The 14,704-nt window shown below is 41.7% G+C and carries 27 protein-coding genes; all 27 read right to left on the bottom strand.

The annotated features are described in order from the left end of the window. Positions 1–135 precede the first annotated feature (135 nt). The gene (locus C5S62_RS09940) at positions 136–441 is read right to left on the bottom strand and encodes a hypothetical protein (RefSeq protein ID WP_104405229.1); all 306 of its coding nucleotides are present in this window, start codon (positions 439–441) and stop codon (positions 136–138) included. Between the two features lie 11 nt (positions 442–452). After that, positions 453–815 carry a hypothetical protein gene (locus C5S62_RS09935; RefSeq protein WP_104405228.1) on the bottom strand — a complete coding sequence of 121 codons (363 nt, stop codon included), beginning with the start codon at positions 813–815 and terminating at the stop codon, positions 453–455. Beyond that, positions 812–1,072 carry a hypothetical protein gene (locus tag C5S62_RS09930; protein WP_104405227.1) on the bottom strand — a complete coding sequence of 87 codons (261 nt, stop codon included), beginning with the start codon at positions 1,070–1,072 and terminating at the stop codon, positions 812–814. The genes C5S62_RS09935 and C5S62_RS09930 overlap by 4 nt, the downstream gene beginning before the upstream one ends. A 3-nt stretch (positions 1,073–1,075) precedes the next feature. Then, a complete protein-coding gene (locus tag C5S62_RS09925) occupies positions 1,076–1,486 on the bottom strand; it encodes a hypothetical protein (RefSeq protein ID WP_104405226.1) in 411 nt (136 codons plus the stop codon). 1 nt (position 1,487) lies between these two features. After that, a complete protein-coding gene (locus C5S62_RS09920) occupies positions 1,488–1,898 on the bottom strand; it encodes a hypothetical protein (RefSeq protein ID WP_133159570.1) in 411 nt (136 codons plus the stop codon). A 37-nt stretch (positions 1,899–1,935) separates the two neighbouring features. Continuing rightward, positions 1,936–2,277 (bottom strand): hypothetical protein, encoded by a 342-nt coding sequence (locus C5S62_RS09915; protein WP_104405224.1) that lies wholly within the window; start codon positions 2,275–2,277, stop codon positions 1,936–1,938. Between the two features lie 282 nt (positions 2,278–2,559). Continuing rightward, positions 2,560–2,709: a hypothetical protein gene (locus C5S62_RS13635; RefSeq protein ID WP_190311580.1), complete on the bottom strand. Its 150-nt coding sequence runs from the start codon at positions 2,707–2,709 to the stop codon at positions 2,560–2,562. 83 nt (positions 2,710–2,792) lie between these two features. After that, complete coding sequence (locus C5S62_RS09910; RefSeq protein ID WP_104405223.1) at positions 2,793–2,981, bottom strand: hypothetical protein; 189 nt, start codon at positions 2,979–2,981, stop codon at positions 2,793–2,795. A gap of 112 nt (positions 2,982–3,093) precedes the next feature. Further along, complete coding sequence (locus C5S62_RS09905) at positions 3,094–3,306, bottom strand: hypothetical protein (RefSeq protein WP_104405222.1); 213 nt, start codon at positions 3,304–3,306, stop codon at positions 3,094–3,096. A 5-nt stretch (positions 3,307–3,311) separates the two neighbouring features. Further along, positions 3,312–3,572, bottom strand: coding sequence for a hypothetical protein (locus C5S62_RS09900; protein ID WP_104405221.1), 261 nt, complete (start codon positions 3,570–3,572; stop codon positions 3,312–3,314). A gap of 72 nt (positions 3,573–3,644) precedes the next feature. Continuing rightward, a complete protein-coding gene (locus C5S62_RS09895) occupies positions 3,645–3,881 on the bottom strand; it encodes a hypothetical protein (protein WP_104405220.1) in 237 nt (78 codons plus the stop codon). Continuing rightward, positions 3,878–4,081, bottom strand: a complete 204-nt coding sequence (locus C5S62_RS09890; RefSeq protein WP_104405219.1) for a hypothetical protein — start codon at positions 4,079–4,081, stop codon at positions 3,878–3,880. The genes C5S62_RS09895 and C5S62_RS09890 overlap by 4 nt, the downstream gene beginning before the upstream one ends. A gap of 1 nt (position 4,082) precedes the next feature. Then, complete coding sequence (locus tag C5S62_RS09885; protein ID WP_104405218.1) at positions 4,083–4,448, bottom strand: hypothetical protein; 366 nt, start codon at positions 4,446–4,448, stop codon at positions 4,083–4,085. 1 nt (position 4,449) lies between these two features. Then, the gene (locus C5S62_RS09880) at positions 4,450–4,689 is read right to left on the bottom strand and encodes a hypothetical protein (RefSeq protein WP_104405217.1); all 240 of its coding nucleotides are present in this window, start codon (positions 4,687–4,689) and stop codon (positions 4,450–4,452) included. Beyond that, positions 4,686–4,949: a hypothetical protein gene (locus tag C5S62_RS09875; protein ID WP_104405216.1), complete on the bottom strand. Its 264-nt coding sequence runs from the start codon at positions 4,947–4,949 to the stop codon at positions 4,686–4,688. The genes C5S62_RS09880 and C5S62_RS09875 overlap by 4 nt, the downstream gene beginning before the upstream one ends. Before the next feature lie 10 nt (positions 4,950–4,959). Further along, positions 4,960–5,301 carry a DUF551 domain-containing protein gene (locus C5S62_RS09870; RefSeq protein WP_104405215.1) on the bottom strand — a complete coding sequence of 114 codons (342 nt, stop codon included), beginning with the start codon at positions 5,299–5,301 and terminating at the stop codon, positions 4,960–4,962. Positions 5,302–5,307: 6 nt separating this feature from the next. Then, a complete protein-coding gene (locus C5S62_RS09865) occupies positions 5,308–6,027 on the bottom strand; it encodes a TIGR02757 family protein (protein WP_104405214.1) in 720 nt (239 codons plus the stop codon). Then, complete coding sequence (locus C5S62_RS09860; RefSeq protein ID WP_104405213.1) at positions 6,011–6,244, bottom strand: hypothetical protein; 234 nt, start codon at positions 6,242–6,244, stop codon at positions 6,011–6,013. The genes C5S62_RS09865 and C5S62_RS09860 overlap by 17 nt, the downstream gene beginning before the upstream one ends. Next, the gene (locus tag C5S62_RS09855; protein ID WP_104405212.1) at positions 6,241–7,080 is read right to left on the bottom strand and encodes a radical SAM protein; all 840 of its coding nucleotides are present in this window, start codon (positions 7,078–7,080) and stop codon (positions 6,241–6,243) included. The genes C5S62_RS09860 and C5S62_RS09855 overlap by 4 nt, the downstream gene beginning before the upstream one ends. Before the next feature lie 47 nt (positions 7,081–7,127). Continuing rightward, the gene (locus C5S62_RS09850; RefSeq protein WP_104405211.1) at positions 7,128–8,330 is read right to left on the bottom strand and encodes an RtcB family protein; all 1,203 of its coding nucleotides are present in this window, start codon (positions 8,328–8,330) and stop codon (positions 7,128–7,130) included. Then, positions 8,327–8,968: a hypothetical protein gene (locus C5S62_RS09845; RefSeq protein WP_104405210.1), complete on the bottom strand. Its 642-nt coding sequence runs from the start codon at positions 8,966–8,968 to the stop codon at positions 8,327–8,329. The genes C5S62_RS09850 and C5S62_RS09845 overlap by 4 nt, the downstream gene beginning before the upstream one ends. A gap of 53 nt (positions 8,969–9,021) precedes the next feature. Next, complete coding sequence (locus C5S62_RS09840) at positions 9,022–9,729, bottom strand: DUF2829 domain-containing protein (RefSeq protein WP_104405209.1); 708 nt, start codon at positions 9,727–9,729, stop codon at positions 9,022–9,024. A 14-nt stretch (positions 9,730–9,743) separates the two neighbouring features. Beyond that, a complete protein-coding gene (locus tag C5S62_RS09835) occupies positions 9,744–10,016 on the bottom strand; it encodes a hypothetical protein (protein ID WP_104405208.1) in 273 nt (90 codons plus the stop codon). Further along, positions 10,013–11,587: a DNA cytosine methyltransferase gene (locus C5S62_RS09830; RefSeq protein ID WP_104405207.1), complete on the bottom strand. Its 1,575-nt coding sequence runs from the start codon at positions 11,585–11,587 to the stop codon at positions 10,013–10,015. Before C5S62_RS09830 ends, C5S62_RS09835 begins: the two co-directional genes overlap by 4 nt. Before the next feature lie 3 nt (positions 11,588–11,590). Beyond that, positions 11,591–12,193, bottom strand: a complete 603-nt coding sequence (locus C5S62_RS13935; protein ID WP_223301210.1) for a hypothetical protein — start codon at positions 12,191–12,193, stop codon at positions 11,591–11,593. Between the two features lie 64 nt (positions 12,194–12,257). Then, positions 12,258–13,355 (bottom strand): ubiquitin carboxyl-hydrolase, encoded by a 1,098-nt coding sequence (locus C5S62_RS09820; protein WP_104405206.1) that lies wholly within the window; start codon positions 13,353–13,355, stop codon positions 12,258–12,260. Positions 13,356–13,373: 18 nt separating this feature from the next. Beyond that, a complete protein-coding gene (locus tag C5S62_RS09815; protein ID WP_104405205.1) occupies positions 13,374–13,835 on the bottom strand; it encodes a hypothetical protein in 462 nt (153 codons plus the stop codon). Between the last annotated feature and the right edge of the window lie 869 nt (positions 13,836–14,704).

The raw sequence follows: 14,704 nt of genomic DNA, 5'->3' as shown, positions 1-14,704 counted from the left end.
AAATATTTTCATAAAACACTGATATTCAATCGTTTCGTGTTATAAGTAAGTTGCCGTTTGAATTGGAGTTATTTGCTTTAATTCAACTCGTTAGACAGATAACAACAATCTCAATTCCTGTTATGATGAAAAAATTTAATAATCCATTTCTTTTTCTGCTTTTATGCGTTCTATATCTGGCAAATCAAGTGCCCCGTTCTCGTTTCGGCAATCAATGATACATATCTCAGTACCGTTTCTCCCGAAGAGGGACAGGACAGATAAGCCATCAGGCATAACGCCTACACCAGATTCTAACACGCGGATAGTTGACAATGATTTTAACGCTCGATCAACGTCATTCCCCAGAACCATATATTGCCCCGGAATATGATAAAGAATGAGCGCTTTAGGGTGCAATGCTTTATAATAGTCATGCACTTCAATTTGCTTTACGTTCATATTGATAAGAATTATAGTTTAATACTATCTATTGCGCAGTTCTCGCAGAGACCATCAAATTTTTTATGCTCACTGCGAGAAATCTCTTTACGGCATTTTGAGCAATAATAAACCGGCTGCTTTCTATGAAACAAAAATCCCCTCACTTTTTGAGGGGATAAGCCGTATTTATTTGCTATAGCCTGAAGGACGAGTTTTGGTAACGCTTTCGTAGCTTTTCGCTGAGTTTGATATTCATATTCCAGCACCATGCGAACTGCCACATCATTCGCCAGCAGACCCAAGGCGTCAAGTTTCTGAAGGTCAATTGCCGGGAATCCGGTTACAGCAGAAAGCTTATTGTATTCGTCGTCGGTAAATTGAAAACGTCTCATGGCTTTTTGTTTTTCTGTTTTTTCTTAGGACGTGCAAATTCTTCTATTTGGCATTGTATTTTGTCTATTGAATCAGTAAATCCATCGAGGGTGTCCATAGCGTCTTGCATCGCAAATCCTCTGGAAGATTCTTGAAGTCCCTCTGGAAGGGAATACAAGGCATCTTCTTCTTCCTCTCGGATTTCTCCAATTCTATCTTTTGCCTCTTCCAGCAAATCGATTACGTCCAATAGTTCTTCTCTTCTTTCTTTATTCATATATTATTCAAATTGTATTTCTATATCCAAAGCATTGATGATGTCCAAGAAGCTTTCAATTCTCAAACCGCCATCACGGTTTTCAAAAGCGTCTATTACTGTCATGGGCACCTTGACATTCTTTGCTAATTGTCTGGACGATATTCCAGCAAACTCACGCTCTCGCTTAATGCACTCACGTAAATCGTCAACCGTGCTGATTATCCAGTATTCCTGACCGGTTAATATAAAAGATGCCTTACACATAAGAATGTAAAGCATCATATCATTAACATTGAAACTGCCAAAGCCACGTTCAATGGCTTCTATTTTCTTGTTGGATAACTGTAAGATATATGGTAAACTGTCTTTTAGACGTACATGCGCTTCATCTTTCTGTTTTACCAATTGTTCGCATAATTCTGTACAATTCATATCAATTTGTTTTATCTTTGCTGTTTTTGTAATAAGGTATAGCCACCTCACATATAAGACCTATAGCAATTCCTGCAAACGTCGTAACCAACAAAGTGGCTTCAAATTCATGCTTTAGGCAATAAAAGAACAGAACAATAGACGCTGCTATTATGTGAAATGCAACAGCAACAATCAAGATCCATTTTATAGTTTTGAAGTACCATATCATTGGAAAGCGTTTTGGGTAATCATCTTCAGGCTCTCTCTCAGAGAAGTTTTTATTCGCTATGATACATTGAAAACAACCTATCAATATGAGCGCCAAAGCGAACAATACGATACATGGGTTGTTTTCCACCCAGTATGATAATACTGGTAAGCACAATAGCAACAAGCACAATATTCCTCCATTTATCAGGATTTTGGCCATAATTAACAATTTCTTTCGATTCATACCCTTCTTTTGGTTACATGATAAATTGATAAGCCAGCCCTATAGTCAAAGCCATGCCTGGCACCACAGAAGCAAAAGCAAGCAGTAACTTAAATCCGTTTAATCTGGGGAACAATACGCCTGTTTTAGATGCAATAAGTTTCCAATATAGCAAGGCGATTATTCCGATGATGACACTGATACACATGCTCATCAGGCCCGACCATACGGCTTGCAATGACCATGTTTCATTTTCACCAGCCTCGATAAATACACCTAAGAAAAGAAAGAATACCGCAGATAGCAATGCCCCGGCTCCAAAGCCTATAAGCATCAACATCGCAGTGTCTATATCATCTCGTTTTTCTTGTTTCATACTTGTTCAATTATATTTGCATGGACACAAGAAAAGTGGGCTGCCATCCGTACTTATTCGCAGGTATCGCCAAACACCTATATACACGCACGGATAGGCAGCCCACTGTGTATGAGCTGTCTCCGTGCCTCGTGTATATTTGTTTAATTTGGCGATTTAACGAATATGAGGCACTTTTCTAATATGTCTTATTCGGCAATTAAAGCCACTGCAAAATTACAAAATATCATTGGATTTCTTGTAATCCGAGCACAACTATTAACAAATTTCTGTCATTATGACTCAGATTGTTACGGTTATAGCCTTACGAAGTTCACCAGTATAGCCATGAGCACGCAACGCTTTCAGCAAAAGGTCCACTGGAACCAATTGAGCTGTGGTGTCGTCTTCCAGCACCAGAGAAGCTTTGAAAGCAGCATAGTCCGGGCACATGTGCTTTTGTTCAAACGGACACCTGTTTCTGCCAACGACTTTCTTGTTATGGCAGTTGCTACAAAATTGTTTAAGCCTGTCATTCATACATTGATCACTTTAACGAGTCTGAGTTCTCCGTTATAACCACGACGACGGAGTTCGCCAAATAGATTGTCGTCACTAAAATCTGCCAAACTAAGGATGGCCTTATTCCCAGGCTGAGGTTGATAATCTGTTGGGCGAACCTCACGTACTTCATTTTTAGATGTGTTCTTACTTGTTTTTGCCATTTCTGTAATGTTTTTATTGATTATTTTTGTAAATTTGCGGTGTAAAAAGATGAGGGTCAGAATATGCCAGTACCCCAACCCTCATCAACAGGTGAGTTGACTTACGCCTATCTTATGCCGGCTGTAGGTCTGAATCGCAAGCAATTCCTTTTAGAACGGTGTTGTCAACTTCAACGCGATAGAAGAACTCGCGTTCCTCCGCATCGTTATCGCTGAAAGAGGCATAGACCTTCTTGATTTTACCAACCTTCCCCTTGTACTGGGGTTGAAGGCTGTTACTCACGATTGTTACTCGGTCGTTTGTTTTGAATTTTGCTGTTGCCATTGCTGTTATGCGTTAAATTTTGCTCTCCATGCCAGATAGTCTTCACGAGCCTGTGCCAGAATCTCAGGCGCTTTGGCCTTTAAGTCATCCACTCTCACGATAGGCACCCCATCGTGGGCGATGAATAAACAACCGTTGAACTCGATGACGTTAATGCTTTTGCAACTCATTTGTTCAAGCTGCTTTGCATAACGCTCTTGACGTTTGGCCTGGTAGCGTTCCTTTACACCTTCCAGCCAATTGCGAATAGCATTAAAAAATTTCATTTACATAACTGTTAAATGATTTAGATGAATTATTGTGGCCAGAGCCACCATATCAATTTGGACTTGTACAAGTTAATCCTTGTGATTGAATTTCTGAGGCACATTGTGTTTTCGTCTCAGATGTTTAGCGCATTTGCGAGCTTCGGGTTTAGTGTCAAATATGGCATGGATATTGGTAGTCTCCATGAACTTGATACCAAACAATGTTTTCGTGTATGTAACACAGACTGCATACTGACTCCGATGCCATTGAGTGCTCCACATACCATGCACATAAACATCGGTAATTCGTTTCTTGAAAATCTTCATTTCTTTTGTTTGTTTTGATAATGGGTGAACAGCTTTGCTTCTTTCTCTGAGTAGCCAAAACAATTCATAAGCACTTCAGCTTTTGCTTTGTTCAAACATTTTCGACAATATGGCTCAGCAGGAATATCTGGGTCAATCATGGGCCAGAAGGCGACGGCTTGTTTGCCACAAACGATACATTTACATTCAGACGCTTTCATGTTACTTACTTGCCCATTCTTCAATATAATTATGAATTTCGCCTCGAATAAAGAGCATATCTCCACTTCCGTCGCCCCACCAATCGTTGCACTGACTCAGGAATCGACCGGTATGATTATCCGGACAAAGTTTCTGATAAATTGATTTGAACATGGTCGCAACCTTGCGGCCACTAAAATGACCTGCATTTTTAGCGTCATTGGTACAATAGCCCCATGCGTAAGCTGTTTCAATATCTCCTGCTTCATTGCGAAACTCCATGTCAGTATCGCCCCAAGCGCCATAATTGATAGTATCTTTCAATAACTGCTGCTCATCCCCAGTAAGCTGGGATTCGATAATTTTGATAACTTCTTGTGCTTCCATATTATTTGCCTTTTTTGATTGTCAATTCAACATTACCGTGACTGTCAGTGATTGTGTATTCATCACAATTGTCTGCATCAAATTTTTGCTGAGAGTACCACACGATTAAACCGAGAATTTCGTTCTCAGTGATTTCTCGTCTGACCTGGCTCATCAAATCTTTGCTTTTGTTTTTCTTAGCGATATAAGCAGATTTCCAACCCGTAACGATTACGGTATCTTGTAATTCTTTCTGTGTCATTTGTTGCCTCCTTTTGGTGGTTTTACTACATACAAATCAGCGATTAGAATGTTGCCATCTTGCTCAAAATTAAGTAACCCCTGACTGAGCAAGTATTGGCCTATTTCAACAGCGATATTTTGCTTTATTAACTCTATACCGCATAACTCAATTTCAGTTGGCGATAGTTTATATTTTCGCTGCACCAAGCCGAAATCGGACTTGCGAATTTGAATATAATCTTCAGTTATTTCTTTCGCGTTTTTAAGTATTGCTTCCATATCAATTTAATTATGGTTGAGGCACAGGCATCCAATGTGTAATCCGCTCATTACATAGTTTGCTACACATTGGCTTAAATCCAAAATCCGTAAAATACATCTCTTGTGTCACTTTTGTAACTAATTGCCCTGCCCGGTTTTTATAGTGTCTCCGGACAAGTATGTACATTTCATCTTTAGGAAGGCGCTCACCCTCACCGACCTTTATCCATTGACTCTTTTTGTACCATTTGACTCCTGCAATGAACCCTTCAGCAATCATTTGCATGATGTCAGAGGTGCCACATGGAACGCCATTGCGTCCGAATGATTTGATTATCGCTTTGGCATATTCTTTTGCTGCTGTTTTCATTTTTCATTATTTATGTTCAACACCATACCCGAACAAGGCAAAATCACCTTTTGTCGGGTCATTAGGAAATATCTCTTTCATTGCCTTGGTAATTTCCAAAGCGGTTCGCATATCGGCCTGTTTTCTATTTGTCAAGCCAAGCTCCAATGCCATACGATACACATGAGTGTCCAGAGGAATAATCAGGTTGTCGGCTTTCATCTTACGCCATAAGCCAATATCAACTGGACTATCTTTCCTCACCATCCAACGCAAGAACATGCACAGTCGCTTACAGGCTGAGCCCTTGCTGTAATCCGGGATTCCATTGATGCCGCTAAAGTAGTCAGAAATGGCTTCTACAGGCGCTTTTTCGGGTTGGGCGATAATCATATCCTCCATGCGTTCAAAGTCATTGTAGAGCCTCCGTAAGCGGTTCCCAAGCTGATATAAATCATCATAAGACAAGAAGCGATAAAACTTCCTATAGTCGTTATAATAGAAATTATACTGCTTAGTCATCACCCAGCAATAAGGGTCGTCGCAAAAGTCCTTGTCCAGCCAATCCGCTGCTTTAATGATAGCCTTACGATTACCGAAAGCGAGCCAAGACGTGATAAAGCCACTAATCTCAGCTCGCTTTCCAATATGCTTTCTGGGGAATTGCACCGGGTCGTCAATGATAAAGGCTGGAGATTCATACCGTCCAGCCCAATCAATCAGCCGTTGCTTAATTCTGTTGTCCATTTTTGAGTTTGTTGCTTATGATTTCGTAAAGCATGACCGCCAAACAAAATCCATTGCTAACTATGAGTGGGGTGTTCCGGGTCATAATGCCATTGACCATCCAGAAGAGATTGCCGGCACTCACCAAATATTTGATAGTGTTAGCGCTTTTCGCTAACATCCCGGCACCGCGAAACAATGTCGCCACCCAAGCTATAATTTCTGCAATTATTGTCATACTGCCTCCTCTTTGTTTGATTGATTAGTAACACCGTACAATATGTCGCAGACTTGCTTTTCCTGCTCAGTAGAAGGGTTCTGAAGATGCCACTTATATGAATCGCAACCGCCACATGGACGGAAACTGAGCAACTTCTGGGTGATATGAAATACCGGCTCTGATATATTAGCGATGACTTTGCACTGTTCAGACTCTCCTAAACGAATATTGCCGTCCCAACTTACAATGGGGAGGCAGAAACGCTGATGATGCTCCATCAGTGCACCTATACCGATTTTGCACAGAACCTTTGTTTGTGCCAATATCAATGATGAGTTGATACAGGAAGGGAATCCGTTTACGCATTTAGCTTCATCGTACCACTTACCACTACAAGCACGGCCCAACGGTTTCATCCGAATGTCGCTGTCTTTATCACACAACGCGACCTTTTCACCAAACAGACGCAAGGCTTTCAAATTGGGCTTATGCAGTTCGTCATAGTTAGCATATAAGCCTTTGAATGAAGAAATCTGCAAGAAGAATCCTTGCCGCTTTGACACCATTTGAGCAAATTTCTCAGTGAAAGTGTGGTCTCTGATGAACGTGCCATTGGATAGCACCGAAACTGATATGAAATCACTGTTGATGAGGAGTTCCAAAAAATCAAGGAACTCTGGATGAGATGTCGGCTCACCTCCAGAAAGCATGACAACCTTTGACCCTATGTTCTTTGCAAATCGCAAAGCCTGGATGAACGTGTCTCTGCTCATCATTTCGTTGTGTTCAGGCCCGGCATTTTGCATACAGTGTGGGCAACGTAATGTGCAATGTTGTGTTATGTTGATAATCATAAAGTGTAATTTTTCTTTTATTTGATCTCATAATAGTTTACCACATATTACTCCTTTGCCTTGAAATTATAGATAGGACGAATGATTTTCTTAACCTCAACGGTGTCCTGAATGGCATCAATGATAGCCTTCATAGGCTTGTAAGCCATCGGTGCCTCGTCAAGAGTTGCTTCGCACACCGAAGAAGAGTACACTTGATTCATCTCTTCGGCAAATTGTTCTACCGAGAGCGTTTCCTTTGCCTTCTTGCGAGACATCAACCTCCCGGCTCCATGTGGAGCAGAATAGTTCCAGTCCGGATTTCCCTTACCAACACAAATCAGTGAACCATCTCGCATATTCATTGGAATGATAAGGTGTTCATCTTGATTTGCCCGAACTGCGCCTTTACGGAGGATAATCCCTGAAGTGGAAAAGTCGATGTAATTGTGAACAGTATGAAATGGCTGAATAGCCCTACTTATCTTTAATCCGAGCTTCGCAAGTATGATATATGCCATTGTTTCACGGTTCATTTGCGCGTACATTTGGACAATCTGCATATCATGGAAATAGTGTTCTTGGACTTCTCCTGTTATGTATGCAAGTCCGTCAGGCACCGAAATAGGCTTTAGCTTTGACAATTCAGTTTGAATTTCATTAGCACGGCCTTCAGCCTTCAAATGCTGAATAATTTCGTTTCTATCGGCAAAACCACGACTACATAACGATTCGGCCATCTTTTGATAATACTGACATACACGAACACCGAGGTTGCGACTACCGGAATGGATTACCAAATACTTGCAGCCATCATCATCTTCATTAACTTCAATGAAATGATTGCCACCACCGAGAGAGCCTATCGCACAATTTGCCTTATGAACATCTATTGCGGGGAGACACTTCAATTCGCTGAGTTGAACAAACTCTTGAATCGGAGTATTATGAATGTTATGGCCGGATGGGATATACTGATGTACAACTTCATCAAACTTAGCGAGGTCTATATCAACCTGACCCAGCGGAACGACAAACATACCGCACCCTATGTCAACGCCTACCAGATTAGGGGTCACAGCATCGGTTATATACATTGTGGTACCAATAGTACACCCCTTCCCAGCATGAACATCCGGCATAATTCGGATATGGGAATCCTGATATGGCTTGAAATCGGCCAATCGCTGTATTTGAGCTAAAGCCTCATCTTCCAGAATATCTCCGAAGATCTTCACGTCTTGGCCTATTAAATTTTGAAATATCTTCATTGTGTTATACTTTTCGGTACATAAAGCACCGTTGGATTATTCTTGTGAACGTCAATCTCCGGAAACTTTTCTTTGAACTTCTGAAGATTAAATGGTTTGGTGATAAGATGGCACCCATTCATTGTCGGAATCTCAGCAAAAAGATACACAATGTCACGGCAACACTCATCCAGATACTCTTTCGATTCTGGATGAGTTTCCAGCCAGATGCCATCCAATTCTTCCAGTACTTCGTATTTGGTGTCGAGGTCTCGTGTGTCAATGTCAATTATCCAGCTCTTACGACGGCTTGTTAATTCTCCACAAGCACTGTTGTAAATATGCCAGGGGTTGATGACATTGCCTGTATGAACATTATCCGCAAGCTTTTTAAGAATGAGGGTATTCAACTTCTCAAAATCTTTCCCGGCAACATTGATATATGCCCGCGCTTTGTAATGTTCGCACAGGAATACAACCTCATCCTTCAAGTTATCAAGTTGTTCCCGACTTCTAACGAGCCATGACTGAATGAGTTTGTTTGCCGCTGGTAGTTCCGGATGATCCTTACCACGCCTCAGTATCTGAAGATGAAAAAACATATTGTTCGCTTCATTGAAGTAGAACAAAGGTTTGATTATGTCGAAATTGTCAATCATTTGCGAATGAATTTTAGGGAGGTCAACGAATTGGCCTCCCAGTAAACATTTAGTTACTCCACTACAATCTCCCAATCATCAGCAAACACATCACTGATAGACGGAACCCACGAATCAGCACAGCCAGTGTTCTCATTATAGATAAGACACTGAGAAGTGTAATCAATAGATTTCTTACCTTTTAAGATAAGTTCCTTTGCAGACTGAGGAAGGGACTGCATCTTTGGGATAATCTCCTCGGTAATATGCGCCGGTACTTGTTTGATAACCCACAAACCTTTACCATTCCAGCCGCTTCTACGGACTGGATAACCCGCTTTAAGAGCCATGATAGCCATGCCAAAATTCATCTTCCGCACTTCTGCGCTATCAGAGCCTTGCATACGTTGTATGCGAGCGTCAAGAAGGCGTATATAGTCGAACATGGTGTAGCACTGCATTTCCAGCAAACACTTGTTGTACGTGTCATCCACAACTTCATTCATTTTGCCAGAGTCTATGAAAGCAGCCAACTTTATATATCTGTCATTAACTTCGCTGGCTTCTATCTGCATACGGTCAACAGGTGTTTCTGCAATCTTATATGCCTTTTCAAACACATCTTTCGGGGACCAACTTTCATAGCCATCTTCATAAACGACTTTGTAGCCGTCTTCACGATTCATCGAGCGAGGCACCTCTCCATCTTTAGGATATACCTTACCATCTACTCGCCACGCAGGGGTGGCGCTAATTGTTTTTGTTCCAATGTACTTTTTCATGTTGTCTCTTATTTTTAATTAAACCATTCTTCATTGTCTTCTTTCAAGATCTCTATCAATTGCTCATCAGCAAGCCTGAGACTTGATTCGTCAGTAAAGAAGAATATTTCATCATAAATATCCTCAGCTTCTTTGCTGGCGAACCCCTCATTTTCATCGTCAAACCTTCCAGGCTGCAACGCATCCAAAAACTTTGTGCTTGCAATTACGAGGTCGTTATCATCTTTGTCTGTTACGATACGACATTTATATGCCGTACCATTAAATTCGTAGTCTTGAAATCTCATGCTGTCTTTTTAATTTTGTACAGGAAGCTACATAAAGCCTCACATAAAACTTTCGCCATATTTACTTCAACAGCGTTGCCTATGTATTTCTTTTGTTCAGCCTTTGTGCCAACCAAAATATAGTCTTTAGGGAATCCCATAATTTCTTTTAATTCGTCAATTTTTAACATTCGCATTGTTATATCTACGATATTATACAATGCCATAAACTCTTTGATTTTGATGGTCATTGGACTATCAGTATCATAAATTTCTATTGCAACCTCACCGCTTTCTGTTGTCACAATATAGGGCGGCATTTTATCCATACGGGCTATAAGTGTAAAGCAAGGGCGATCAACCGATCCACCGGCAGAAGCAAATTGAGGATTCATCAAATAATGATGCTTCCGATTGGCAGTAATGACACGTGATGGCTCATCTACAGAACGGCCAACATTGCTAAAATTGGTGTCCATTATCCACGGCTTAACTGTAACCAACTTCTGCTTAGGGTTTGTCAACACCGCCGGGTTAGGTTGTTCAACACTGGATAATTGACCTCCCCCAGAATACTCATTGGCAATAAACCTCTTCGTCTGTATAAGAGCCATTCTATCCTTTGTGGTTAGTGTTGCCGCTGGAGCATCACATGACGTGTTGAATCCGTTGCCATAATGCACAGATACAAAAGCGTGGTGATCAATCGTAGTAATCGCTCCTGCTGGTTCTTCTACGGAAATGTTTTTACTATCAGGGTGGCCGCTAAATTGTTTGGACAAAAAGGCAGATTTGCCGCCAGCAACAAATTTGATAAGTCCTGCGTATATACGTTCAAGGGTCTTTTCGGCAAGTGGTTTTTTACGTGCAAATATTGATTTGCCCTCATCTTCAAAATCCAACACTTCTTTTACCGCTTTCCAAGGAAGTAAATCTTCAGATTTGGGAATATGTGTTACTTTAGCATGAGTCTGCTGAGGGAAGGCTATGGGCAAATCCTCTTTAGCAAAGATGCCAAAAAATCGTTTACGAGATGTGTACGCACCATAATCAGCAGCGTTAAGAATACGGTAGTCATATCTATAACCGTATGTTTTAACATTCTCGACCCATCGCATATAAGACATGCCCTTATCTTTACTAATGGGCTTACCATTCTCATCCAGCGGTCCCCAGCTCATAAACTCTTCTACATTTTCAATCTGAATGTAATCTGGATTGATTGACTCAATATAGCGAAATAAATGCTCAGCTAATGTGCGACTATCAGCATCTCGTGGTTGCCCGCCTTTCGCCTTGCTAAAATTGGTACATTCCAAAGAAGCCCACAAAACAACCAATGCGTCAGGGTATAACGCTCTATAACGTGCCAAATGAACTTCCAACGAAGACAATTTCAAAGTCCTAATATCTTCGGTAAAATGAAGAGCGTCTGGGTGATTTGAAGCGTGAGAGGCAATTGCATTTTTGTCATGGTTGACACATGCAATTACTTTCGCACATTGCTCATTGTTCAAACGGGCTTTCTCAACGCCAGTGCTGGTACCACCAGCTCCACAAAACAAATCAATATATAACAGTTTAATACTCATTGCCTATTCTTTTTGATTTGGCTCAACTAAATCCGGATAAATCGGGGTGAGCTCGTGAACACAAACTTCAGCTTCGCTATAAGGAGAAGCGATTTTCACTATAGAGTCCAAAGAGAACTCATCACGGTCGCCCTCAGCTAATTCGCCACGTTCATCGAAACTGAATGGGGCTTCATAAACCTCATATACACCTGATGTTTCTCCGGCTGGGTCATTCCACCAAACTTTAGCTCCGGGTTTGATAAAGCGATAATAATATGAGGTATCTTCATCGTCCTCTTCTGCAATTCTGGTTTCAGGGTAGCACCAGTCAATATCATTGAACAATGAGTCGCACCACTCTCGATTGCCGCAGCAAAGCTCAAGAAGGTCGTTATGAGTATAATAATCACAGTCTTCGCCGCCACACTCGTATTCTACGCCGTCAATTGTCACAGCAGCATCTTCAGCCGCATATTCTGGAACATAACAAGGAGCATCCCAGTCATTTTTATAGGCTTCTTCGTCTTTGAAAATGAAGCCATTGTCACTGTGCTCGAATAGGAAATATGGCAGACCGTTATGCCAATGAACTTCTCCTATATCGGCTATTCTTTTAGTGTCCATTGTTTGAGAGTTTAATAGTAGGGCTCACTAAAACTTGATAGGATTAGTGAGCCCCGGTTTCATGTTATTTGCAACGCCACTCGTTCATTTTCTTCTCGATGTCGATACCGTTCCGAGCAATCAGTTCCTTCATCGCACCGAACATACGCCAGCCTTCTCCATTTTTATAGACTTCAGCAAGTCGATCCAGTTCACGGAGAGAAGACAATTCTACCAGCGGATTTCCCTTAGAACTCCTCATCTTGCATCCGTGGAACATGATGAGGTTACGCATGGTGAAATAACCACCGGCACCCTTGTACGCATCCTTGAAAGCCGGGCTCATCACGATGCTGTAGCAAGAATATATGTCTTTCACAATCTGATAAAACCCGACGATAGCATGGTAAAGGTCAGTCATGTCCTTGGCGCTTTTCATCATACGCACATACTTATCCAGTGGGTTGAACACTTTCTTGCGCAGGTCGTCAACGAAAATATCGTTGCCGTTGAGCGTGATGTACGGATTGCCCTTGCAACGCTTGCATCTCTTCTTGCGCTGCTCAACATGCTCGTTCAGTTGCTTGAGGTAATCAGTCGCCATATTGACGGCAACGTCCTTGTTGAACCAACGATTACGCTGGATAAAGTTCTCTTGGTCGAGCACTTCCAGTTTAGCCTGGACACGAATTTCCTCGATGAGCATTTCCCAGCTGTAACGGAAGCCCTTTGCCTGAAGTGCGTTGAGGAATCCCATAGGCTTATCCGAGTTCCACTTCTTCTGGGTCATCATGTGGAAGACCTGAGCCATAACCCATCGACGGAACAGACGACGATTGGGAACGGTGCCGCCCTTGATGATGGCGACAAACACTGGATCATTGTCATCCAGAATGTTAAGTTTGCCATTTTCAAGACGGGCGATAACCTCTATACCCTCTGCGTTGGCGACTGCGAAAAGATTAGACACGTTGATACCGGCGGCTTTCATAGCCTGAATTTTCTTTGCTGCTTTCATTTCTGATTTGTTTTTGGAATTTGAATTGTTCTCTGATTCGAGCGGAAGCGTAACAGTTCCCAGACCACTATCCTTACCGATAGCTACGCCTACTGTGAATGACTCATGCTCAGGGATTGCGATGCTTGCGCCGCACTTAGGGCACACTACTTTTGTTTCTTTCATTGCTGTATATGTTTATTATTATTTATTGATTTCTATCCATTTTTTGAGCAGTACAAGAGACGGATACTTCTTAGACTGCCAGAACCATTTACCCTTGGCAAATTCATCCCAAACTAAGGTGTTTTGCAAAACCATAATAAGAATAAATAATTCCAAGCGTAACTGGGTTATATCCCGGTGCTGACCGTATAGCATATCTTCTTCTGAAAGTTCATGCTCCGGCAGGGCACGGAAATAACGCCTATACTTTGCTTCACTACGGGCAGACGGAACACTATGTAGATACTGCCAGTAGTATTCTTCTGTCATAGCAAGCAAGGCGTTGGCTGGGAACTTGGTGTCGTACCCCAATTCTCCTTCATATTTACCATCCTTGATGATGTATTTGCCATCAATTACAAGGTCACGCTTCTCCAAATTGATTCTGAAGGTGGAACCATTATGGACTTTTTCTTGCGCTTCATTCCAAATATTTTCCATTGAATGTCAATTAAAAAGGACGTATTCAAAATTTGTGACGTAATTCTTTAATCAAATCGATACATAACAGGTATTGAATCCGGGTGAGGTCAGGATATAATCCTGAGAGAACCCGGATGATTGTGACCTGTTACTTAAAGCCAAATCCCTTATACATCCGATGTTACGTTACATTGTTTTAATTATGCTCAGGCTAATTGACACATTGCTATATTAGAGCCGATGCGAAGAGCGGGTTTGGCACGCGTAGGTCATCTCATATTTGAGATGAACCACGCGTGTATGTACCCGCCGCGCTGAATTAAAGCCGCTTGCATAATTGATACTGTGCTGTATTGATAGCCAGTCTCATCAGTTTGGCACATTTCTATATTTGCTTCGATTAGAGAGCTGGATGCTGAAGGCGAGTAATCCAGGTTTCAAACCTGGATGGATAGCCTTCATTCAAATCCAGTCTCTTATAAAGGTGCTGCCTTGACTGGCCGAAGTTGTGCTGAAAGAATTTTGGTTCTCAAAACTGCGATACATTACTTCAATCGTTTCGATGTGTGCGGCCAGATGAACGGAGTGCGCCGGCGGCGAAACAGTGGAAACACTGTTGGCGCCGGCTCACGCGGTGGATTCTGGCCGCAAAGCTGAACATTAGTTTCTTGAACCTGGCCGGCTGTATTGCCGAGATTACCAAGATATAATTGCACATAACTATATTGGCGTCGATATGAAGAAGATTCGCCAGAATCGACGGGCTGGCTGGAGATGGCAATCGCTGCTCCAAAAGCCCGTCGATTCTGGTTTGAGTCTTCAGAATTAAATTTTATATCTCATAATCTATCTTGTGCAGATGCCAAAATGTTTTATGATTGTCAAGC

Source organism: Prevotella sp. MGM2 (assembly GCF_002933955.1).
Lineage (GTDB): Bacteria > Bacteroidota > Bacteroidia > Bacteroidales > Bacteroidaceae > Alloprevotella.
This window is presented reverse-complemented; position numbering and strand designations above follow the sequence as displayed.